This window comes from Arenimonas sp. (assembly GCF_044353605.1).
Taxonomy (GTDB): Bacteria; Pseudomonadota; Gammaproteobacteria; order Xanthomonadales; family Xanthomonadaceae; genus Arenimonas.
In genome coordinates this window covers 1-21,412 of sequence record NZ_JBILBO010000018.1, presented here as the reverse complement: position 1 = coordinate 21,412, position 21,412 = coordinate 1, and the positions used below count along the sequence as shown (strand labels likewise).

Annotated in this window: 20 protein-coding genes; 13 read left to right on the top strand and 7 right to left on the bottom strand. The window is 57.4% G+C overall.

All coding sequences use genetic code 11. From position 1 onward, the window contains the following. A partial coding sequence (locus ACIQ1A_RS08745; protein WP_395770687.1) for an acyl-CoA dehydrogenase family protein occupies positions 1 to 657 on the bottom strand: 657 nt, incomplete at its 3' end. A gap of 117 nt (positions 658 to 774) precedes the next feature. On the opposite strand from ACIQ1A_RS08745, the gene ACIQ1A_RS08740 reads away from it, so the two are divergent. Further along, positions 775 to 1,704, top strand: a complete 930-nt coding sequence (locus ACIQ1A_RS08740) for a metalloregulator ArsR/SmtB family transcription factor (protein WP_395770686.1) — start codon at positions 775 to 777, stop codon at positions 1,702 to 1,704. Further along, positions 1,704 to 5,438, top strand: a complete 3,735-nt coding sequence (gene metH / locus ACIQ1A_RS08735; RefSeq protein WP_395770685.1) for a methionine synthase — start codon at positions 1,704 to 1,706, stop codon at positions 5,436 to 5,438. Before ACIQ1A_RS08740 ends, metH begins: the two co-directional genes overlap by 1 nt. Here the strand turns inward: metH and ACIQ1A_RS08730 are convergent, their stop codons facing one another. The 5 genes from ACIQ1A_RS08730 to ACIQ1A_RS08710 form a co-directional block, all read right to left on the bottom strand. After that, on the bottom strand, positions 5,439 to 6,029 hold the full coding sequence (locus ACIQ1A_RS08730; protein ID WP_395770684.1) for a DUF2058 domain-containing protein: 591 nt from the start codon (positions 6,027 to 6,029) through the stop codon (positions 5,439 to 5,441). A 4-nt stretch (positions 6,030 to 6,033) separates the two neighbouring features. Continuing rightward, on the bottom strand, positions 6,034 to 6,249 hold the full coding sequence (locus ACIQ1A_RS08725; protein WP_395770683.1) for a SlyX family protein: 216 nt from the start codon (positions 6,247 to 6,249) through the stop codon (positions 6,034 to 6,036). Positions 6,250 to 6,251: 2 nt separating this feature from the next. Further along, positions 6,252 to 7,595, bottom strand: coding sequence for a UDP-glucose dehydrogenase family protein (locus ACIQ1A_RS08720; protein ID WP_395770682.1), 1,344 nt, complete (start codon positions 7,593 to 7,595; stop codon positions 6,252 to 6,254). A gap of 30 nt (positions 7,596 to 7,625) precedes the next feature. Beyond that, complete coding sequence (locus ACIQ1A_RS08715) at positions 7,626 to 8,447, bottom strand: FKBP-type peptidyl-prolyl cis-trans isomerase (RefSeq protein ID WP_395770681.1); 822 nt, start codon at positions 8,445 to 8,447, stop codon at positions 7,626 to 7,628. Positions 8,448 to 8,522: 75 nt separating this feature from the next. After that, complete coding sequence (locus ACIQ1A_RS08710; protein WP_395770688.1) at positions 8,523 to 9,074, bottom strand: glutathione peroxidase; 552 nt, start codon at positions 9,072 to 9,074, stop codon at positions 8,523 to 8,525. 136 nt (positions 9,075 to 9,210) lie between these two features. Here ACIQ1A_RS08710 and ACIQ1A_RS08705 point away from each other — a divergent pair, with 136 nt between their 5' ends. From ACIQ1A_RS08705 to ACIQ1A_RS08685, 5 genes are all read left to right on the top strand, one after another. Next, positions 9,211 to 9,462 carry a hypothetical protein gene (locus ACIQ1A_RS08705; protein WP_395770680.1) on the top strand — a complete coding sequence of 84 codons (252 nt, stop codon included), beginning with the start codon at positions 9,211 to 9,213 and terminating at the stop codon, positions 9,460 to 9,462. After that, positions 9,462 to 9,827, top strand: a complete 366-nt coding sequence (locus tag ACIQ1A_RS08700; RefSeq protein WP_395770679.1) for a GntR family transcriptional regulator — start codon at positions 9,462 to 9,464, stop codon at positions 9,825 to 9,827. The genes ACIQ1A_RS08705 and ACIQ1A_RS08700 overlap by 1 nt, the downstream gene beginning before the upstream one ends. Next, complete coding sequence (locus ACIQ1A_RS08695) at positions 9,824 to 10,681, top strand: ABC transporter ATP-binding protein (RefSeq protein ID WP_395770678.1); 858 nt, start codon at positions 9,824 to 9,826, stop codon at positions 10,679 to 10,681. The genes ACIQ1A_RS08700 and ACIQ1A_RS08695 overlap by 4 nt, the downstream gene beginning before the upstream one ends. Then, on the top strand, positions 10,678 to 11,646 hold the full coding sequence (locus tag ACIQ1A_RS08690) for a hypothetical protein (protein ID WP_395770677.1): 969 nt from the start codon (positions 10,678 to 10,680) through the stop codon (positions 11,644 to 11,646). The genes ACIQ1A_RS08695 and ACIQ1A_RS08690 overlap by 4 nt, the downstream gene beginning before the upstream one ends. Before the next feature lie 66 nt (positions 11,647 to 11,712). Then, positions 11,713 to 12,390, top strand: coding sequence for a DUF2884 family protein (locus tag ACIQ1A_RS08685; protein ID WP_395770676.1), 678 nt, complete (start codon positions 11,713 to 11,715; stop codon positions 12,388 to 12,390). A gap of 50 nt (positions 12,391 to 12,440) precedes the next feature. Here the strand turns inward: ACIQ1A_RS08685 and ACIQ1A_RS08680 are convergent, their stop codons facing one another. Further along, positions 12,441 to 13,814 carry a class II fumarate hydratase gene (locus ACIQ1A_RS08680; protein WP_395770675.1) on the bottom strand — a complete coding sequence of 458 codons (1,374 nt, stop codon included), beginning with the start codon at positions 13,812 to 13,814 and terminating at the stop codon, positions 12,441 to 12,443. Between the two features lie 126 nt (positions 13,815 to 13,940). On the opposite strand from ACIQ1A_RS08680, the gene purB reads away from it, so the two are divergent. The 6 genes from purB to ACIQ1A_RS08650 form a co-directional block, all read left to right on the top strand. Continuing rightward, on the top strand, positions 13,941 to 15,317 hold the full coding sequence (gene purB / locus ACIQ1A_RS08675) for an adenylosuccinate lyase (RefSeq protein ID WP_395770674.1): 1,377 nt from the start codon (positions 13,941 to 13,943) through the stop codon (positions 15,315 to 15,317). 2 nt (positions 15,318 to 15,319) lie between these two features. Next, complete coding sequence (locus tag ACIQ1A_RS08670) at positions 15,320 to 16,489, top strand: JmjC domain-containing protein (protein WP_395770673.1); 1,170 nt, start codon at positions 15,320 to 15,322, stop codon at positions 16,487 to 16,489. Beyond that, complete coding sequence (locus tag ACIQ1A_RS08665) at positions 16,486 to 16,932, top strand: GNAT family N-acetyltransferase (protein WP_395770672.1); 447 nt, start codon at positions 16,486 to 16,488, stop codon at positions 16,930 to 16,932. Before ACIQ1A_RS08670 ends, ACIQ1A_RS08665 begins: the two co-directional genes overlap by 4 nt. A gap of 111 nt (positions 16,933 to 17,043) precedes the next feature. Further along, positions 17,044 to 19,869 (top strand): 2-oxoglutarate dehydrogenase E1 component, encoded by a 2,826-nt coding sequence (locus ACIQ1A_RS08660; protein WP_395770671.1) that lies wholly within the window; start codon positions 17,044 to 17,046, stop codon positions 19,867 to 19,869. 17 nt (positions 19,870 to 19,886) lie between these two features. Then, the gene (gene sucB, locus ACIQ1A_RS08655; RefSeq protein ID WP_395770670.1) at positions 19,887 to 21,032 is read left to right on the top strand and encodes a dihydrolipoyllysine-residue succinyltransferase; all 1,146 of its coding nucleotides are present in this window, start codon (positions 19,887 to 19,889) and stop codon (positions 21,030 to 21,032) included. A gap of 22 nt (positions 21,033 to 21,054) precedes the next feature. Beyond that, positions 21,055 to 21,412 (top strand): FAD-dependent oxidoreductase (locus ACIQ1A_RS08650; protein ID WP_395770669.1); only part of this gene is annotated, 358 nt, incomplete at its 3' end.

Genomic DNA, 21,412 nt, shown 5'->3' with positions numbered 1-21,412 from the left:
GACATAATCCTGAAATTCGATTTCACATGTGGCCGAAGCACGGATGCCGAGCTTGGGCTCGGTCTTGCCCCGGAAAAAGCCGGACTTGGCGGTATCGATCATGAACGCGGTGATGCCCTTGGCGCCCTTGTCCGGATCAGTCACGGCAAAGAGCACGATGTATTTGGCAACCGGTCCGGAGGTGATCCAGCTCTTCTTGCCGTTGATGACGAACCGTCCATCATCCTGCTTAACCGCACGGCAACGCATTGCAGTGGCATCCGAACCGGACTGCGGTTCGGTCAGGGCAAATGCCCCGATCTCACGTCCTTCAGCAATGGCGCGAACATAAAGCTGCTTCTGCTCTTCTGTACCGAACTTGAGAATGCCATTACAGAACAGCGAATTGTTGACCGAAACGATAGTGGAATGGGCACAGTCACCGGCGGCAATTTCGATCATGGCCAAAACATAGCTGATCGGGTCCATGCCGGCACCGCCGTAGGATTCGGGAACTTCGATACCCATCAGTCCGTTTTCACCCAGCAATTGGATGTTTTCCAGCGGGAATTCACCGGTCCGGTCGAAATGTTCGGCACTCGGGGCGATCTTCTCCTGTGCGATACGACGTGCCACGTCCCGGATCATCAATTGCTCATCGGTGAAGCCAAAATCCATATCATCCTCAGCAGGAAAAATTTGCGATTCGCTATTTTACCCCCTTAGCGCATACGTATGTATTGCCATGTCCGTCAAAAAAATATATCTTTATATCCTGATATAAGGATATATGCCATGAATCTCGAATCCTGGTCGCAATGCCTCAAAGTCCTCGCCGACCCAACGCGGGTCCGGCTACTTGCCCTTCTCGAGCATGAAGAGCTCACCGTGGCTGAACTTTCCGCCATTACGGGTTTGGCACAACCACGCGTTTCCACGCATCTGGCCAAACTCAAGGAATTCGATCTGGTCAGGGATCGACGTTCGGGCGTCAGCGCCTATTACCGATTCAACGACAAGGATCTGGATCCAGCTGAAATCGGACTGTGGCAATCGTTGCGGGCGGGTACCGATGACCCCTTGCTGCGTCAGGATTTCGACCGTCTGAGCGTCGTGCTTGCCCAACGCGCTGATGATGAAAACTGGCCGGATACGGTTGCCGGCGACATGGAGCGACATTACTCCCCAGGGCGCACCTGGGAAGCACTGGCACGCACCGCCTTGCCCTTGATCGACCCCGGCGAGGTGCTCGACATTGCCTCGGGAGACGGTGTTCTGGCCGAGCTGTTCGCCCCCTATGCGAGGCGCTATGTCTGCATCGATTCCAGTCCGAAAGTGGTTTTTGCAGCGGCCGAGCGCCTGAAAAAATGGCCTTCGGTGTCCGTACAGAACGCGGATATGCACGCGCTGCCGTTTGAAGGGCCGCAATTCGACCTGGTACTGATGATGCATGCCCTGAGCTATTCGAAGAAACCGGCGCTGGCGATCGAAGAAGCCGCGCGAGTGCTTCGTTCTGGCGGCGAGTTACTGCTCAGCTGCCTGCTCAAGCACGGCCATCGCAGCGCCGTCGAACCCTACGGCCATGAAAACCTCGGTTTCAGCCAGAAAGAATTGATCCGGTTCGCCGAAAAAGCTGGATTAAAGCTGAAACACTGTGAAATCGTCAGCCGGGAACGCCGGGCGCCGCATTTCGAAATCGTTATGCTGCTGGCGGTGAAACCCTGATGTTGCCCTGGAAAGACCCGGCGCGTGCCGCCGCACTTGAAAACGCACTGGCCCGGCGCATCCTGATTCTGGATGGCGCCATGGGCACCATGATTCAGACGCTCGGTCTGGAAGAGGCCGATTACCGCGGCGAACGCTTCAAGGACGGCCTCGATGCCCTGCATTCCGCAGACCACGACCACCATGCCGGCTGCGGGTGTGGAAAAGATCTGAAAGGCAACAATGACCTGCTGTCAATTACCCGTCCGGATGTGATATCAGGGATTCACCGGCAATACCTGCTCGCCGGTGCCGACCTGATCGAGACCAACACCTTCAATGCCACACAAAGCTCGCAGTCGGATTACCGTCTCGAACATCTTGCCTATGAATTGAACCGGGTCTCGGCACATCTGGCACGGGAAGCCTGCGATGCCATGACTGCAGAAACGCCGGACCGTCCCCGGTTTGTCATCGGCATCCTGGGCCCGACTTCGCGCACCGCATCCATCAGCCCGGATGTCAACGACCCTGCCTTCCGCAACACCGATTTCGACACCCTTTGCAGCCATTACCGGGAAGCCACCAACGGCCTGCTTGACGGGGGTGCCGATGTCCTTATGGTGGAAACGGTTTTCGACACCCTGAACGCCAAAGCTGCCGTTTATGCCATAGATGAGGTTTTTCTCGAACGTGGATGGCGTTTGCCGTTGATGATTTCGGGCACAATCACCGACAGATCAGGGCGTACCCTCTCCGGCCAGACCGCGGAGGCCTTCTGGTATTCGCTGCGGCATGCCAAACCGATGGCCATCGGTCTGAACTGTGCGCTCGGCGCCAAAGACCTGCGCGCCCATCTGGATGTGCTCAGCGAGTGTGCCGACACCTATATCTCCTGCCATCCCAATGCCGGTCTGCCAAACGCTTTTGGCGGCTACGACGAAAGCCCAGAGCAGATGGCGGAGCAATTGCGCGAGTTCGCGCATTCAGGCCTGCTCAACATCGTCGGCGGATGCTGCGGCACCACGCCTGACCACATCCGGGCCATCGCGGCTGCCGTTGCCGGCGCCAGTCCGCGCGCCATTCCCGTGCTTCCGGCACAGACCCGGCTTTCCGGTCTGCAACCCTTCGTCATCAGCCCCAACATCAATTTCGTCAATGTCGGGGAACGGACCAATGTCACCGGTTCAGCGCAATTCAAAAAACTGGTGGTGCAGCAGGATTACGACAAAGCCCTGTCGGTCGCCAAACAACAGGTCGACAACGGCGCGCAGATCATCGACATCAACATGGATGACGGCATGCTTGACTCGGAGGCGGCGATGAGCCATTTCCTGCGTCTGGTCGCATCCGAACCGGACATCGCCCGAGTTCCGGTAATGATCGACTCCTCGAAGTGGTCGGTCATCGAATCCGGTCTGAAATGGGTGCAGGGCAAGAGCGTTGTCAATTCAATTTCATTGAAAGAAGGGGAAGCGGAATTCCTCCGTCAGGCCGATTTGGTCCGCCGCCATGGCGCTGCCGTGGTCATCATGGCCTTTGATGAGGCCGGCCAGGCTGAAACCTTGGAACGAAAAGTCGCCATCTGCAGCCGTGCCTATGAGTTGCTGACCGGAAAGCTCGGCTTTCCTCCCGAAGACATCATCTTCGATCCGAATATCTTCGCCATCGGTACCGGTATTAGCGAGCATGACAGTTATGCCGCTGCTTTCATCGGCGCGGCTACCGAACTTCGGCGGCGGTTCCCGCTTTCGCACGTATCCGGCGGCGTATCCAATGTCAGCTTCAGTTTCCGCGGCAACACACCATTGCGTGAAGCGATACATGCCGTCTTCCTGTATCACGCCATCCGAGCCGGTCTCGACATGGGCATCGTCAATGCCGGTGCCATGCCACTCTATGACGACCTGGATCCGGAGTTGCGCTCTCTGGTGGAAGCATTGGTATTGAACAAGGACCCCGAGGCGACCGAAAAGGTCATGGCGCGTGCCGCTGCTTTTCAATCGACCCGCACCGAAGATGACCCTGCGTTGCTGGCATGGCGCAGTTGGCCAGTCGCGGACCGGTTGGCGCATGCACTGGTGCATGGTATCGATGCATTCGTCGGTATTGATACCGAGGAGGCCCGATTGGCCGCCTCACATCCTCTGGATGTGATCGAGCAGCACCTGATGCGCGGCATGAATACGGTCGGTGATCTTTTCGGTTCCGGAAAGATGTTTCTGCCCCAGGTCATAAAATCGGCACGGGTAATGAAGAAATCGGTCGCGTTACTGCTGCCGTACATCGAAGCACTCAAGGAAACCGGGGACACGAGCAGCTCCAATGGCCGTATCATCATGGCCACGGTCAAAGGGGACGTCCACGATATCGGCAAGAACATCGTCGGCGTGGTGCTCGCCTGCAATAATTTTGAAATCATCGATCTTGGCGTGATGGTACCGGCACAGACCATCATCGATGCCGCCATTGAGCACCAGGCGGTCGCCATCGGTCTGTCCGGCCTGATTACGCCATCTTTGGAAGAAATGACCCACATCGCCAAGGAAATGAAACGCCAGGGCATTGCCCTGCCCCTTCTCATCGGCGGCGCCACCACCTCGCGGGCGCATACTGCGCTTAAAATCGCACCCCACCATGATCAGCCTGTTGTCTGGGTCAAGGATGCCTCACGGGCCGTTGGCATCGCCGCTGCCGTCTGCGCACCTGAGCAGAACCAGGCGCAACTGCAGGAAGTCGCCGAGGATTATGCGCAGATCCGTCTAAGGCATTCCCAGAAATCGGATGCCAAGGCGCTCGTCACGCTCGAATCTGCACGGTCCAATGCCCTGCACATCGATTGGAACGCGCACAGATTCACAGCGCCGCAATTCATTGGCACCCACACGCTGAATGACATCCCGCTGGAGGCCTTGACGCCCTACTTTGATTGGACACCCTTCTTCCAGAGCTGGGAGCTATCGGGAAAATATCCCGCCATTCTGGACGATACCGTGGTCGGGACACAGGCTCGCGCGCTGTTTGCGGATGCACAGCATATGCTGGCGCAGATCGTGTCGGAAAAATGGCTACGCGCACGTGCTGTTGTAGGTTTCTGGCCTGCACACAGCCAGGGCGAAGACATCCTGCTGGAAACAGTTTCGGGCGAATGTCGTTTGCATTTCCTCCGCCAGCAGGCTCAGAAGCCGGAATCGCGGCCGAACCTGTGTCTCGCTGACTTCATCTCGCCATCTTTGGATTATCTGGGGGCATTCGCGGTCAACTGCGGCGAGGGAGTAGATGCACGCGCGCATGCCTTCGAGCAGGCACATGATGATTATTCCGCGATTCTGCTGAAAGCCCTGGCCGACCGATTTGCCGAGGCCTGCACCGAATGGTTGCACCGTAAGGTCCGCACCGAGTTCTGGCCATACGCCGGCGAGGAAGCATTGGACCATGAGGCACTCATTGAGGAACGCTATGAAGGCATCCGGCCAGCACCGGGATATCCGGCCTGTCCCGATCACAGTGAAAAACGCAGCCTGTTCAATCTGCTCGGCGCCGAAAACGCGATTGATCTTCACTTAACCGAAAACTTCGCCATGCATCCGGCATCCGCAGTCAGCGGGTATTATTTCGCACATCCAAGAAGCCAGTATTTCGTAGTCGGCAGGATCGGCCGTGACCAAATCGCCGATTACGCCATGCGTAGAGGAATAACTCTGGCTCAGGCAGAAAGATATCTTGCGGCAAATCTGGATTACGATCCGGACTGACTACCAGATCAGGTCGTCGGGAACCTGGAATTTCGGATCATCGTAACCGTCCGGAAGACTCTCCTCGTTGCCGTCACAATAAAGGGCGACCAATGACGGCAGCAAATCGCGAACTGCAAGGGTGATCTGGCATGATGTCAGGCAATAGCGGCCATTGAACTGCACCACGCCCAGCTCTCCGGCATTCAATGCCGCCAGTTGCGTGGCGGTGACGTAAATGCGTTTGATCTTGCCACCGTAGGAAAAATGACGGGCGATATCGGCCTCTTCAATGTTCAGAATGCCTCCTTCAAGGAGTTTTCCAACCTGCTCCTTGGAAATTTTCTTTTGAAGTGCTGCCGCCTGCTTTGCCTGTTCGGCCAGTTCACGCTCGCGTTTCTCATGCTGCGTTCGCAGTGCGAAGGCTTTGGCAAGATCAATTTCTTCCTGAGATTTTGCAGGCCTTGGCTTGGCCGTATGCTTAACACGACCTGATGCTTTGGGATGTACTGGCTTTGATGGCGATCGCGCCGGAGGATCAGGCTTGCGTTCAGGTTTCGGCACCGGCTTGAATCCGAGGCCAAGCAATTGGTCTTTGAGGGAGTGACTCATCAGCTCAGTAATGCGGAGGTGGCGGTTCGTTTCCGGAATCACCGGGTACCTGGCTACGCATGGCTTTGAGCTCATCCATTGCGCGCCGTAACTGCTCGGACTGCCGGTAAACTTCCATCCGCGATTGAGCAAGAGCATCGCTGAGCTCACCGAGCGCATGCTCCTGGAAACTGACACGCATTTCCAACTCGGCGATACGCTCTTCGGGACTACCGGACATGATCAGGAATTCCGGGTGATGCTGCGACCGCGGCCAATACCGTAATAGGCGACGCCGGCCTGCTCGACGGTTTCGGGATCATAGATGTTGCGTCCATCGAACACAACGGCCGCCGACAGCTGCTGTTTGAGCTGGGTGAAATCAGGACTGCGGAAATTCTTCCATTCGGTGACCACAACCAGCGCATCGGCATTCTGCAGAGCGGCATTGGCGGTTCCGACCAGAATGAGGTCATCGCGCAGACCGAAAATTCGTTCGGCTTCGTGCATTGCTTCCGGATCAAAGGCCTGGACTTTGGCGCCGGCATTCCACAGGCTGGCCAACAGGTTTCGACTGGACGCAGCACGCATGTCATCGGTGTTTGGTTTGAAGGACAATCCCCAGACCGCGAAGGTTTTGCCCTGCAGCTCACCCTCGAAGTGACGGCTGATCAGCTCGAACAGTTTATCTTTCTGACGGTCGTTGACGGATTCAACGGCTGACAGTATCTGGGCTTCGTATCCATACTGGCGGGCAGTACGTTCGAGCGCCTGCACATCCTTGGGAAAACAGGAACCGCCATAGCCGGCACCGGGATAGATGAAGCTGTAACCGATGCGGGGATCGGAACCGATGCCATGGCGCACCATTTCGATGTCGGCACCGACGCGTTCGGCGATATTGGCCATCTCATTCATGAAGCTGATCTTGGTGGCAAGTATGGCATTGGCCGCGTACTTAGTCAGTTCGGCCGAGCGCACATCCATGGCAACGATGCGATCATGATTGCGGTTGAACGGCGCGTAGAGTTTCTTGAGCAGATCGAGGGCCTTGACCGACTTGGATCCGATGACAATCCGATCTGGGCGCATGCAGTCCTTGACGGCATCACCCTCCTTCAGGAACTCCGGATTAGACACGACATCGTAGGGCATATCCGCGCTACGGGCAGTCAATGCGGCGGCGATAGTTGCCTCGACACGGTCTGCCGTACCGACAGGAACCGTCGATTTGTTGACGACAACAGCGTAACGCGTGAGATGCTGGCCGATGGTATCAGCTACAGCCAGGACGTACTGCAGATCGGCGCTGCCATCTTCATCCGGCGGCGTACCGACGGCAATGAAGATGATATCGCCATGAGCGACTGCGGTCGCGGCATCGGTGGTGAACTGCAGGCGTCCTTCCTGGTGGTTCTGCACCACCATCGGGGTCAGACCCGGTTCGAAAATCGGAATCTGGCCCTTATTGAGGCCCTCGACTTTGGCGCTGTCGATATCGACACAGACCACCTGATTGCCCATTTCGGCCAAACAGGTGCCCGTAACCAAACCGACATATCCGGTACCGAAGACAGTGACTTTCATGCAGACATCCTTGGCCTATACCGTCCCGGATTACTGGCCGGCTGGCATCTGCGGGGCTTCACCCGCCGGACGCGGTTTGGTTTCGAGAAGCTCGACTTCGAACACTACGGCGGCATTCGGACCGATGACGGGCGGACTTCCGGTTTCACCCCAACCCAATTCACTTGGAATCCAGAGTTTGTATTTGCTGCCGACCGACATCAGCTTGACGCCTTCCGCCCAACCCGGCACAACTTCGGCCAGCGAGAATTGCGCGGGCTCATTGCGCTCGTAGGAGCTGTCAAACGGCGTACCGTCAATCAAGGTTCCCTTGTAGTGCACTTTCACCATGGCATCGTCAGTGGCCGGTTTGGCACCGGAGCCCTGACGCAGCACCTGATACTGCAGTCCGCTGGCCGTGGTCAGCACGCCCGGAGCACCTTTGTTCTTGGCCAGGAAGGCCTTGCCGGCTTCAAGATTCTTCTTCGGCAGCTCAGCCGCGACCTTTTCGGCGTGCGCCTGCAGTTTGACGCTGAAGGCCTCGCGGATCTGCGTGTGCTGTGCTTCGCTGACCAAGGGCTTATCGGCCAGCTGGTCGCGCATGCCTTTGGTCAGCATGTCGACGTCGATTTCCTGTTCAATCTCTTTGAGCGACTTGGCGATGTCCATGCCGATCATGTAGCTGACCTGTTTGCGTTCGGTGTTCATTCCGGACAGGCCTTTCACGGTTTCGGAACCACTGGCGGTGCTGGTAATGGCGTCGGCGGACTTATCGGCACCTTCGGCCCCTTTTTCGTCTTTGCTGCATGCGGACAGGCTGACGCACATCAGGGCACCGGCCAGCGCAAGGGCTACGGGTTGCTTGAACTTCATCGGAAATCTACTCCACGTTGAGAAGCCACTATTGTCCTAGCAAAAGCGGCTCAGGGCAAACGAAACTTTCAGGGATTACTTGGCTGCCAGGGCCGCTTCGATTTTGGCAATGATCTGGGCATCGTCCGGCTTGACCTTGCTTGGGAAGCTTCCGATGACATTGCCTTTGCGGTCAATGAGGAATTTGTGGAAATTCCAGCCCGGTTCATCGCCTGTCACCGCTTTGAAATCACGGTAAATGCCGGTGGCGTTATTGCCTTTCACGTGCACTTTCTCGTACATCGGGAACTTGACGCCATAAGTGAGCGTACAGAATTCCTTGATTTCCTTTTCGCTGCCTGGATCCTGACCCATGAAATCATTGGATGGGAATCCCACTACCGCAAAACCCTTGCTTTGATATTTGGCATTCAGGGCTTCAAGCGCCTCGAACTGGGGGGTGTAGCCACATTTGCTGGCTGTATTCACGACCAGAAGCACCTTACCTGAGTAGGTTTTCTTGAAATTGACCTGCTCTTTCCCGGCTAAAGTCCGGTACTGATGGGATAAAACATCGGTTTTTGCAGCCGCTATGGATGACGTAAGGAATAACCCTAAAACAGCATATCTTATTGATTTCATTTTCATAATCGTACCCCATGATGTTATTCCTGAATGGAATATGAAGAGCCTAGCAAGCATCGGATGAATTTCTTGTTGACAGCAAAAAATATACTGTTATAGTTACCTACAACACCTAACGCATACACCACCGGAGTTCCCCATGGCACTTTCACTGAAAAACACAGCAATCAGCCTAACACTTTCGGGCCTGCTGTTGTCTGCGGGCTACCTGGGCGGTGAGGCCCCGGCCAACGCTGCCGCCACCACCGGCTTCGCCGCGACCACCACCAATACCACGGTTCAGGACAATGCCAACGCCGGCAAGAGCCCGAGTGCCAAGAAAGCCAAACGCGCTTTCAGCAGCCCGTATTTCTCATTCGGCAAATCCAAACTGCCGACAGGAGCCCGCTAATGAGCATTCAATGGAGCGACAACAGCCCGATCTACCGCCAACTGAAAGACAAACTGGTCGGCATGATGCTGGACGGCGACATCAAGCCCGGCGATGCCCTGCCCTCGGTCCGGCAGATTGCCGCCGAATACCAGCTCAATCCAATCACTGTATCCCGCGCGTTCCAGGAACTGGCCGATGAAAATGTGGTTGAAAAGCGCCGCGGCCTCGGCATGTATATGAGTGAGAACGCCAAAGACCAGCTGCTGTCGAGCGAAAAACAGCGCTTCCTGCAGCACGAATGGCCGCTGATCGTCGCCCGCATCCGTCGTCTAGGCCTGCAGCCCGAACATTTATTCGCATCCAACAAGGGAGAACAAGCATGAGCAGCGTCCTTCACGCTACCGCGCTGAGCAAACATTACGGCAAACAGGCCGCAGTCGACCGAGTCAACCTGGAAATCCAGCCCGGCCGCATCGTCGGCCTGATCGGCCCGAACGGTTCCGGCAAAACCACCACGCTGAAAGCCGCGCTCGGCCTGATTCCCTTCGAGGGCGAACTGAAGGTGCTCGGTTTCGATCCGCGGACCCAACGCGATGACCTGATGAAAGAAGTCTGCTTCATCGCCGACGTGGCTGTGCTTCCCCGCTGGATGCGCGTCCGCGATGCCCTCGATTTCGTGGCGGGAACCCATCCCAAATTCGACCGCAGCAAGGCCGATGCCTATCTGGCCAAAACCAAGCTGAAGCCGACCATGAAGGTCAAGGAAATGTCGAAAGGCATGATCGTACAGCTGCATCTGGCCATTGTCATGTCGATCGATGCCAAGCTGCTGGTGCTGGACGAGCCGACCTTGGGCCTGGACATCCTCTACCGCAAACAGTTCTACCAAAATCTTCTGGAAGAATACTTCGATGAAGGCAAGACCATCATCGTCACTACCCACCAGGTCGAGGAAATTGAACACATCCTCAGTGATCTGATCTTCATCCGCGAAGGCAAGATCACGCTGAACACCAGCATGGATGAAATCGCCGAACGCTTTACCGAAGTGATGGTCGGTTCTGAACATTACGCCGCTGCCAAGGCTCTGGGCCCGATTGATGAACGATCGGTGTTCGGCAAGACCGTTTTCCTGTTCGACGGCATCAACCGCTCCACCCTGGCGTCGCTGGGCGACATGAAAACGCCGGGTATCGCCGATCTGTTTGTCGCCACCATGAAAGGAACCTACGCATGAACACGATGAAATGGCTTTTGAAACGCGAGTACTGGGAACACAAAGGCGGCTTCTTCTGGGCGCCGGTGGTGGTTTCCGGGCTTCTGGCTCTGCTGACCATCGGTTCCATGTTGTTTGCAACCGTGGCAGGTAGCCAGGGCAGCTTCCATCTGGATGGCAACAATGCCGCCATCAACCTGCAGCAGGCCCTCAACGACATCTCCGATCCGCAGAAGATCGATTTCGCCAAAGGCCTGGCTGTCGGTTATCCGGCCGTGGCCATGCCGCTGATGTTCACCCTCGGCTTCGTGGTGTTCTTCTACTGCCTCGGCTGTCTGTATGACGAACGCAAGGACCGGAGCATCCTGTTCTGGAAATCGCTGCCGGTTTCCGACCGCGACACTGTGGTTTCCAAGGCTCTGACGGCTCTGGTGGTCGGTCCGATCATTGCCATTGCTTTCGCTCTGGCGCTGTCCCTGGTGGTCCTGTTCACCCTGATGGTGCTGGCGGCGTTTCACGGCCTGAATCTGTTCGGCCTGGTGCTGGGCGATGCCAACTTCTATCTGGTCATTGCGCAGATTGTCAGCTTCATCCCGGTTTATGTTCTGTGGGCCCTGCCGACCGTCGGCTACCTGATGTTCGTGTCCAGCTGGGCCAAGACCAAACCCTTCCTGTGGGCAGTCGGTGTCCCGGTGGTCGGTGGCGTCATCCTGACTTGGGTGAACGCCCTTGCCGGCTCTCCCTTCGTGCTGGAGAGCTACTGGAAAATCATTGTGGCCCGCGGTCTGGGCAGCGTGTTTCCCGGATCCTGGCTCGGCCATGTCGCGGAATACAATGCCGACATCAATCCGGACAATGCCGTCAGCGTGCTGCTCGCCAATACCTACAGCCTGCTGGGCACCTCGGATCTCTGGATCGGTGTCGTCGTCGGACTGGCTTTCCTGGCCGGAGCGATCAGAATGCGCCGGTACCGCGACGAAGGCTAAGATGTTATCTGCCGGTACGGATATTCCGTACCGGCTTTACCGGAACTTTAGAGGACAGACCCGACCATGAAACCCATCCGCTATATTCCTTTGGCACTGCTGACCGCATTGCTCGCCGCCTGCAATGCCGACAACACCGCGCAGACCGTCGAAAACATCAAAGCCGATGTCGCCAAAGACATCGAAACCGATATGAACAAGGCCATTGCCGATGCCAAAGCCGACCTGACCGATATCACCGTCATGATGCAGGACGGCAGCAAGGCGACCATCAACGCCAATGGCGATCTCAGCATTTCCGGGAAAGCGGTAACCTTGAGTGCGGAACAACGCGAACTCACCAAACAGTACTACGCCGCCACCAAGAAAATCGCGATGCAGGGCTTGGAAATCGGCAAGGAAAGCGCCAAACTCGCCACGCAGGCCATTGGTAGCGCTATCGGCGGCATCATGAGCGGCAAGAACGAGGCTGAAATCGAAAAGTCGGTAGAAGCCAAGGCCGGCAATATCGAGGCTGCAGCCGCCCGGCTTTGCGACAGCGCGCTCGAACTCAAATCCGTCCAGGAAAAATTGGCTACGGCGGTACCGTTGTTCACACCTGAACCGATGACGGTCGAAAAACACAATGATGGTTGCCATGTGCACTCAGGCTCCGATACCAACCTGAGCGTGGGCAACCCGCCGCCACCGCCGCCGGAACCGCCACCAGCCCCGGCGGAACCGCCAGCACCACCGAAGAAATAATTCGTTCTAAAAAACCCCGGCTTGCCGGGGTTTTTCTTGCTTTGGAACGCCTATTGGCTGGTCAAACGTGTCGGATCGAGCAAGGCCTTCAATTCAGCCAAACTCAAATCCGTCATTTCGGCAGCGACATCGAGGACTGGGCGTTTTTCGGCGTAGGCGCGTTTGGCGATCTGGGCCGCTTTTTCATAGCCAATGACCGGATTCAGAGCAGTCGCCAGCATCGGGTTGCGGGCCAGACCTTCCTGCATACGCGTCTTGTTGAACTTCAAACCATCAATGGCTTTTTCGGCAAGATGGCCGCAGGCCGAGGCCAGAAGATTCAGATTCTGGATGCTGTTGTAGGCAATCACCGGCATCATGGTGTTGAGTTGGAAACTGCCACTTTGGCCGGCAATTGAAATCGTGGCATGATTTCCCATGACCTGCGCGCATACCATGGCCACCGCTTCCGGAATCACCGGATTGACCTTGCCCGGCATGATTGAGCTGCCTGCCTGCAAGGCCGGCAATTCCGCCTCCGCCAGCCCAGTCAACGGGCCGGAGTTCATCCAGCGCAGATCATTGGCGATTTTCATCAGAGTCACCGCCAGCGCATTGCACTGACCGGAGAGCTCGACCAAGTGATCCTGGGCGGCCATGGATTCGAATTTATTTCCGGCCGGACGGATGCTGAGACCGGTGGCCTTACTGAGATGTCGACAGGCTAAAACCGTCATTTTGGCATCCGCATTGACGCCAGTACCGACCGCCGTACCGCCCAGTGGCAAGGCCAACAGGCGCTTGCCGGTGTCCTGAAGGCGGGCCGTGGCTGAGTCCAGTTGAGCCAGCCACGCAGACCATTCCTGCTCCACGGTAATCGGCATCGCATCCATCAAATGGGTTCGACCGGTTTTGATCAGACCACGTCCTTGCCGTGCTTTTTTGGCGATACTTATCCGAAGCTGTTTCAAGGACGGCAATAACACCCGCTGCAACACCAGACACGAAGCCAGAAGGCTGCTGCTCGGCACCACATCGTTGGAACTTTGTCCGTGATTGACGTCATCGTTCGGATGCGCCGTCACTCCGGACTGCCGTTTGGCCAGGGCACTGATGACCTCATTGAGATTCATGTTGGTCGAGGTACCGGAGCCGGTCTGAAACACATCCACCGGAAACTGGTCGGCATATTCGCCGGAAGCGATGGCATTGGCGGCCCGGGCAATGGCTTTGGCTCGTTTTGCAGGAAGATGACCCAACGCGCTGTTCGCTTCAGCAGCGGCGGCCTTGATCAGTGCCATGGCCTGAATGAATTCGGGAGGCATGCGCAGACCTGAGATGGCGAAATTTTGCACTGCCCGCTGGGTCTGGACCCCGTAAAGCGCATGGAAGGGCACCAGCAGTTCGCCGAAACTGTCCAGCTCCACGCGGAATTTCAGGCTCATGAGCGCGCTCCTTATAGGTTCCAACCTCGATGATAACGCCTTTTCACGGTACAATTGACTTCAAACAGCGCCCGGCAGAGACCTCTTGCCCCGCCCGTTACATCCACCTTTTCTGGCTTTCCGATCATGACCGAACATACCCTGCTCGCCCTTTCCCCGACCGATGGCCGCTACGCGGGCAAGGTCGATGCCCTGCGTCCGGTCTTTTCCGAGTTCGGCCTCATCAAAACACGGGTTCATGTGGAAATCGAATGGCTGATTGCCCTGGCCGCCGAGCCGGGTATCGCCGAACTGCCTGAATTCAATACCGACCAGACCTTCTTCCTGCGCGGCATCGCCGCCGGTTTCAGCTTAGCCGATGCCGAACGCGTCAAGACCATTGAACGCACCACCAACCATGATGTCAAAGCCGTCGAGTATTTCATCAAGGAAAAACTGGAAAGCCGCCCGGATTTGGCCCAAGCCAAGGAATTCACCCATTTCGCCTGCACCTCGGAAGACATCAACAACCTCAGTTACAGCCTGATGCTGCAACAGGGGCGCGACGCCGTCCTGTTGCCGGCTCTTGGCCGTCTGCAGGATGCCCTGCTCGCGATTAGTCATGCCCAAGCCGCCCAACCGATGTTGTCGCGCACCCATGGCCAGACCGCCTCGCCGACCACGCTGGGCAAGGAAATAGCGAATGTATTGGCCCGGATCAACCGTCAGGTGGTGCAACTGCGGGATATCCGGATGCCCGGCAAGATCAACGGCGCGGTCGGCAATTACAATGCCCACGCCGTGGCTTATCCGGAAGTCGACTGGCCCGGATTCGCCGATCGTTTCGTGACGGACCTTGGTCTGGAGTTCAATCCTTACACCACACAAATCGAACCGCACGATGCCATTGCCGAGCTCTGCGATGCCATGCGTCGGATCAACACCATCGGCATCGATCTTTGCCGCGACATCTGGGGATACATCTCGTTAGGCTACTTCAAGCAACAACTGAAAGCCGGTGAAGTCGGCTCCTCGACCATGCCACACAAGGTCAATCCAATCGATTTCGAAAATGCCGAAGGTAATTTCGGCATCGCCAACAGTCTGCTCGGCCATTTCGCGGAAAAACTGCCAATCAGTCGCTGGCAGCGCGATTTGACCGATTCAACCGTCCTGCGAGCGCTCGGTACCGGCTTCGGGCATACCTTGATTGCGCTCGACTCCCTTGGCAAAGGACTCGGCAAACTGGAAACCAACCCGCAACGCCTTCAGGAAGACCTGGATAGCGCCTGGGAAGTGCTGGCGGAACCGGTACAGACCGTGATGCGCCGCTACGGTTTGCCGAATCCCTACGAGCAGTTAAAAGCGCTGACCCGCGGCCAAGGCATCACGGAAGCCAGCATGCATGATTTCATTGCATCGCTGGCTTTGCCGGACTCGGCCAAACAGGAGCTGCTCGCATTGACTCCCGGCAGCTATATCGGGCACGCCGAAACATTGGCCAAGGCCATCCGCAAGGTCTGATCATGATTGAAAGCACCGGATCTTTGCAGCACTTCCTGGGAATGCCGGTTGAGCGTTTTCTGGAAGAATACTGGCAGAAAAAACCCCTGCTGATCCGGCAGGCGTTTCCGGGCTTCACGCCGCCCTTGAGTCCGGAAGACTTGGCCGGCCTGGCCTGCGAAGACGGCCCTCTGGCGCGTGTGGTCACCTATCAGCGCAAAAAGGATACCTGGAGCCTCCGTACGGGACCCTTCGCGGAAAGCGATTTCCCCAAACTCGGCCACCACGATTGGACCTTGCTGGTTCAGGACATGGACAAATGGGATGCCGATGTCGCCGAACTGCTGGTGCCGTTTTCCTTTTTGCCCCGCTGGCGCGTGGACGATGTGATGATCAGCTTTGCCGTCGAAGGCGGCTCTGTGGGTCCCCACATCGACCAATACGACGTCTTTCTGGTTCAGGCCATGGGCCATCGTAACTGGCAGATTGAAGCCGAACCCCGCCACGAGCCGGCATTCCGCCCCGATTCGGAACTGAAGCTACTGCAGGAATTCAAGGCCGACCACAACTGGGACCTTGCCCCGGGCGATGTCTTGTATCTGCCACCGGGATATGCGCATCATGGCGTCGCCGTTGACCACTGCATGACCTTTTCCGTCGGTATGCGAGCTCCCTCCAGCGCGGAGATGCTGGTGGATTTCGCCGAAGATCTTGCACAGAAACTTCCGGAATACCAACGCTATGAGGATCCGGACTTGACGGTTCCCGAAGACCCTTACGAAATCGATGATCAGGCCTTTGCGCGCGTGGATGCCGCGTTGGCGGTCTGGCAGCAGGCCGATGCCGCCGAACGCCGGCGCTGGTTCGGCCAATTCATTACCCGCTATCGCGCATCCGGCGAGGTCCAGGCTGGGCCAAGCCAGACACCGTGGCCATCAGCCCTGGAGGCCATGGCGGCCGGTCATTGCCTGATCCGTCATCCCTTCGCCCGTTTTGCCTGGTGCCGGGATGGCAAGCAAGCCCTGCTTTACGTGACGGGTGAAAGTCACCCGATGGCTCCCAGCGAGGCAGCCGTGCTGTGTCGACAGCCGATGCTGGATATTGCCGATTTCAACCGCCTCGGAAAAATGGCGCAATGTGCCATCGAGGCACTTTACGGACAAGGCGTCTACCAGCTGGCCGAAGCGGAATGATCCAAAACGCGTTTCGAATCATCGATGCCGACTATGCACGGGATATCGCGAAGTTAAGGGCCGTTCGCGAACCGGTCTTTGTGCTTGAACAGCAGGTGCCGCTGGCGCTCGAGTGGGACGCACTCGACCCCGAATGCCGCCATGTATTGGCTCTGGATGCCAATGAAAGACCCATCGGTACCGGCCGACTGACCCCCATGCGCACCATCGGCCGCATGGCTGTTTTGGCCGAATGGCGAGGCAAAGGCGTTGGCGATGGCCTGCTACACCATTTAATTGGGCTAGCACAAGCAGCCGGCTGGCCGTCGGTGAGTCTGCACGCGCAGGTCGAAGCCATCGGGTTTTACCTCAAACATGGCTTCATGGCTGAGGGTGATATTTATAACGAGGCCGGCATTCCGCACCAGACCATGACTCTGGACTTAACAAGTCACGGCAACTGATTGAATGCCTGAAACAATTTGTTCAGATTGGGCAGACTCGGTTATAATTTGGGTCTGTAACCCGCGCGTGGCCGGACGGCCGACCCAAGCAACCTTCAATAAGGCGATTCCGTGGAAAGTTTGATCAAACAATTCCTCAAGTCCTCGCAGCTTTCCGGCGGCAATGCCGCATTCATCGAAGATCTCTACGAAAACTATTTGGTTGATCCGGCCAGCATTCCATCTCCCTGGAAGACTTATTTTGACGGCTTCCAAGGTGCTGGTGATGTGCCGCATTCCGCGGTACTTGCCTCGGTTCAAGCCCAAGCCCGCTCAGCACGCTACGCCACAGGCGGCGGCGACGAGGAAATGGCGCGCAAACAAACCGCTGTCGGCAAGCTGGTCACCGCTTTCCGTTCGCGCGGTCATCTGAATGCCGACCTCGATCCTCTGGCGATGATGGAAAAGCCGAGCGCACCCGATCTGGACATCGGCCATCACGGCCTGACCAACGCCGATTTACAAACAGAGTTTCCGGTCAAGACCTATTTCGGCCCGGAAAAAATGAAACTGGCCGATCTGTTGGATCGCCTGAAGAATACCTACTCCGGCCCGATCGGCGCCGAGTTCATGCACATCAGCGATGCCGACCAGCGCCAGTGGATCCAGCAGCGTCTGGAATCGGTTCAGAGCCGTCTGCAGGCGTCGCCCGAACAGCGCAAGCGCATCCTCGAACGCCTCACCGCCTCCGAAGGCCTGGAACGCTATCTGCACACCAAGTATGTCGGCCAGAAGCGCTTCTCACTGGAAGGCGGTGAATCACTCATCCCGTTGATGGATCAACTGATCCAGCACGGCGGCAAACACGGGATCAAGGACGCCATCATCGGCATGGCCCATCGCGGCCGCCTCAATGTACTGGTCAATACCCTCGGCAAGCCGCCGCAGAAGCTGTTCGCGGAATTCGAAGGCCGCTTCGATCATCCCGATACCCCGGAACACTCGGGAGACGTCAAGTACCACATGGGCTTCTCGGCCGATGTCAATTCACCGGGCGGCCCGGTCCATCTGGCCTTGGCATTCAATCCTTCGCATCTGGAAATCGTGGCGCCGGTTGTTGCCGGTAGCGTGCGTGCACGCCAGATGCGCCGTCAGGACGACAGCCGTGCGCAGGTGCTTCCCATCGTCATTCACGGCGATGCCGCCTTTGCCGGCCAGGGCGTGGTGATGGAACTGTTCCAGATGTCGCAGGCCCGCGGCTTTGCCGTGGGCGGCACCGTCCACATCGTCATCAATAACCAAGTCGGATTTACGACCTCGCGTCCCGATGATGCACGCTCGACCCTTTACTGCACCGACCCGGCAAAAATCGTCGGAGCGCCGGTATTCCACGTCAACGGTGACGACCCGGAAGCCGTGGTGTTCTGTGCGGAACTGGCCTTCGAATACCGCCGCAAATTCGGCCGTGACGTGGTCATTGACCTGGTCTGCTACCGCCGCCATGGCCACAATGAAGCCGATGAACCAGCGGCAACCCAGCCATTGATGTATCAGAACATCCGTTCCCGCAAAACCACCCGTGAGCTTTATGCCGAGCAACTGATCGGTTCCGGCGTGATCGCCGAAGCCGATGCAAAGGCCCTCGTGGACGGTTTCCGCGGAAAACTCGACAAAGGCGAAGTGACCACGGACGTTGCCGAATCCCGCAAGGACGAATTCGCCGTCGATTGGACGCCATGGCTGAATGGAAAATTGGCACAGCCGGTGAAAACAGGTCTTGCTCAGTTTTCACTTGAGAGCCTCGCGAAGAAAATCAGTGCGGTGCCGGATGGCTTCAAGCCACACGCCCGGGTAGCGAAGATCTACGAAGACCGCCGCAAGATGCTTGCCGGCGAGCTCGATATGGACTGGGGTTTTGCCGAAAATCTCGCGTACGCCACTCTGCTGACCGAGGGCTATCGCCTGCGTCTGGTCGGCCAGGATGCCGGCCGCGGCACCTTCTTCCACCGCCATGCGGTGCTTCACGACCAAAACAACGGCGATTCCTACATGCCGTTGCAGCAATTCGTGAAACACCCCAGTCATGCCGTCATCATCGATTCGCTGCTCTCGGAAGAAGCAGTCATGGCTTTCGAATACGGCTATTCAACCGCCGAGCCGATGACCCTGAATATCTGGGAAGGCCAGTTCGGTGATTTCGCCAACGGCGCGCAAGTCGTCATCGACCAGTTCATTACCTCCGGCGAAGCAAAATGGGATCGTCTGTGCGGCCTGGTACTGTTTCTGCCTCATGGCTATGAAGGCCAAGGGCCGGAGCACAGCTCGGCACGTCTGGAGCGCTTCCTTCAGCTATGCGCACTGAATAACATCCAGGTTTGCACCCCGACCACACCAGCGCAGATGTTCCATATGCTGCGCCGCCAGATGCTGCGTGCGACCCGCAAACCGCTGGTGGTTATGACGCCGAAATCAATGCTGCGCCACAAGCTTTCCGTATCGCGCATGGACGATCTGGTCAACGGATCGTTCCAGGAATTGATAGCGGACAGCACTGCCAAACAGCCCGACAAGGTGTCACGCGTCGTGGTCTGTGCCGGTAAAGTCTATTATGATCTGGTCGAATCGGCCGGCGAAAAGAAACTCGAAAACGTCGCCATCGTCCGTATCGAACAGGTCTATCCCTTCCCACGTGAAGCCTTGAAGACGGAACTGGCCCGATACAAGAACGCCAAAGATGTTTTCTGGTGTCAGGAAGAACCGCAGAACCAAGGCGCGTGGTATCAGATCCAGCATCACCTGCGCAGCTGTCTTGCGGATGGCAAACAACTGCACTATGCCGGACGTGCCCGTTCCGCCGCCCCGGCGTGCGGCCATGCCAACACCCACATCGCTGAACAAAACCAATTGATCGCCGACGCCCTGACCAATCCGGGCAAGAGCGATTTCACCCATGAGTAACCGAAAAGGCCACAGTCATGAGCATTGAAGTCAAAGTCCCCGTCCTGCCCGAATCCGTTTCCGATGCCATCATCGCCACTTGGCACAAGAAAGTTGGTGACACTGTGCGCCGTGATGAAAACCTGATCGACCTGGAGACCGACAAGGTCGTGCTGGAAGTGCCCTCACCGGTCGACGGCGTCCTTAAAGAGATCAAATTCGAAATCGGCGCCACCGTCACCAGTGCTCAGGTCATTGCCGTGATCGAAGAAGGCGCCGTTGCCGCTGCGCCGGCCCCGGCAGCAGCGATACCTGCCGCCGGAGCAACGCCGTCCGCAAAAGTCGATACAAGCGCACTGCCACCTGGCGCCGCCAATTACGCCGCGCGCAATGACGTCAATCCGGCCGATGTCGCCGGCACCGGCCGCGCAGGCCGTGTTACCAAGGAAGACCTGGTCAAGCACGTGACCTCCGGCGGCGGCGCACGCCCCGAACAGCGCGTGCCGATGACCCGCATCCGCCAGCGGATCGCCGAACGCATGATGCAGTCCAAGAACTCCATCGCCATGCTGACCTCGTTCAACGAAGTCAATCTGTCGAAAGTGATGGCCATGCGCAAGGAACTGGGCGAACCGTTCGAGAAGACCCACGGCATCAAGCTCGGCTTCATGAGCTTCTTCGCCAAGGCCGCCGCCAATGCGCTGGCCAAACACGGTATCGTCAACGCCTCGGTCGACGGCAATGACGTGATCTATCACGGCTACGCCGACATCTCGATCGCCGTGGCCACCGAAAAAGGCCTGGTCACCCCGGTCCTTCGCAATGTCGAAAACATGAGCTTCGCCGATATCGAAGCGGCCATCGCCGGATATGCAAAGCAAGCCCGCGAAGGCGGCCTGAAACTGGAAGATCTGCAGGGCGGAACGTTCACCATCACCAACGGCGGCACCTTCGGCTCGCTGATGTCGACCCCGATCGTCAATCCGCCGCAGTCGGCCATCCTTGGCATGCATGCCATCAAGGAACGTCCCATCGCTGAAAACGGCCAGGTGGTGATTGCCCCGATGATGTACATCGCGCTGAGCTACGATCACCGAATTATTGATGGGAAGGATGCGGTTCTGTTCCTGGTCGACATCAAGAACCAACTGGAAAACCCGCACCGCATGCTGCTTGGTCTGTAATTCCTCTCAAGGCGAATGAATCATGAGTAATGAATTTGATGTCGTGGTGATTGGTGCCGGTCCGGCCGGTTATCATGCGGCCATCCGTGCCGCGCAGCTCGGCCTGAAAACCGCCTGCATCGATGCAGCCTTGGGTAAGGACGGGCAGCCTGCTCTCGGCGGGACCTGTCTGCGCGTCGGTTGCATACCGTCCAAAGCTCTGCTGGATTCTTCACGCCAGTTCTGGAACATGCAGCACCTGTTCGGCGAACATGGCATCAGTGCCGACAACGCCAAAATCGACGTTGCCACCATGGTCGGCCGCAAGGACAAGATTGTTAAGCAGTTCACCGGCGGCATCGCTGCCCTGTTCAAAGCCAACAAAATCACGGCTTTCTACG

Coding starts and splice junctions, on each gene's coding strand:
- ACIQ1A_RS08740 (WP_395770686.1), top strand. CDS start 775: ATGAATCTCGAATCCTGGTCGCAATGCCTCAAAGTCCTCGCCGACCCA.
- metH (WP_395770685.1), top strand. CDS start 1,704: ATGTTGCCCTGGAAAGACCCGGCGCGTGCCGCCGCACTTGAAAACGCA.
- ACIQ1A_RS08730 (WP_395770684.1), bottom strand. CDS start 6,029: ATGAGTCACTCCCTCAAAGACCAATTGCTTGGCCTCGGATTCAAGCCG.
- ACIQ1A_RS08725 (WP_395770683.1), bottom strand. CDS start 6,249: ATGTCCGGTAGTCCCGAAGAGCGTATCGCCGAGTTGGAAATGCGTGTC.
- ACIQ1A_RS08720 (WP_395770682.1), bottom strand. CDS start 7,595: ATGAAAGTCACTGTCTTCGGTACCGGATATGTCGGTTTGGTTACGGGC.
- ACIQ1A_RS08715 (WP_395770681.1), bottom strand. CDS start 8,447: ATGAAGTTCAAGCAACCCGTAGCCCTTGCGCTGGCCGGTGCCCTGATG.
- ACIQ1A_RS08710 (WP_395770688.1), bottom strand. CDS start 9,074: ATGAAAATGAAATCAATAAGATATGCTGTTTTAGGGTTATTCCTTACG.
- ACIQ1A_RS08705 (WP_395770680.1), top strand. CDS start 9,211: ATGGCACTTTCACTGAAAAACACAGCAATCAGCCTAACACTTTCGGGC.
- ACIQ1A_RS08700 (WP_395770679.1), top strand. CDS start 9,462: ATGAGCATTCAATGGAGCGACAACAGCCCGATCTACCGCCAACTGAAA.
- ACIQ1A_RS08695 (WP_395770678.1), top strand. CDS start 9,824: ATGAGCAGCGTCCTTCACGCTACCGCGCTGAGCAAACATTACGGCAAA.
- ACIQ1A_RS08690 (WP_395770677.1), top strand. CDS start 10,678: ATGAACACGATGAAATGGCTTTTGAAACGCGAGTACTGGGAACACAAA.
- ACIQ1A_RS08685 (WP_395770676.1), top strand. CDS start 11,713: ATGAAACCCATCCGCTATATTCCTTTGGCACTGCTGACCGCATTGCTC.
- ACIQ1A_RS08680 (WP_395770675.1), bottom strand. CDS start 13,814: ATGAGCCTGAAATTCCGCGTGGAGCTGGACAGTTTCGGCGAACTGCTG.
- purB (WP_395770674.1), top strand. CDS start 13,941: ATGACCGAACATACCCTGCTCGCCCTTTCCCCGACCGATGGCCGCTAC.
- ACIQ1A_RS08670 (WP_395770673.1), top strand. CDS start 15,320: ATGATTGAAAGCACCGGATCTTTGCAGCACTTCCTGGGAATGCCGGTT.
- ACIQ1A_RS08665 (WP_395770672.1), top strand. CDS start 16,486: ATGATCCAAAACGCGTTTCGAATCATCGATGCCGACTATGCACGGGAT.
- sucB (WP_395770670.1), top strand. CDS start 19,887: ATGAGCATTGAAGTCAAAGTCCCCGTCCTGCCCGAATCCGTTTCCGAT.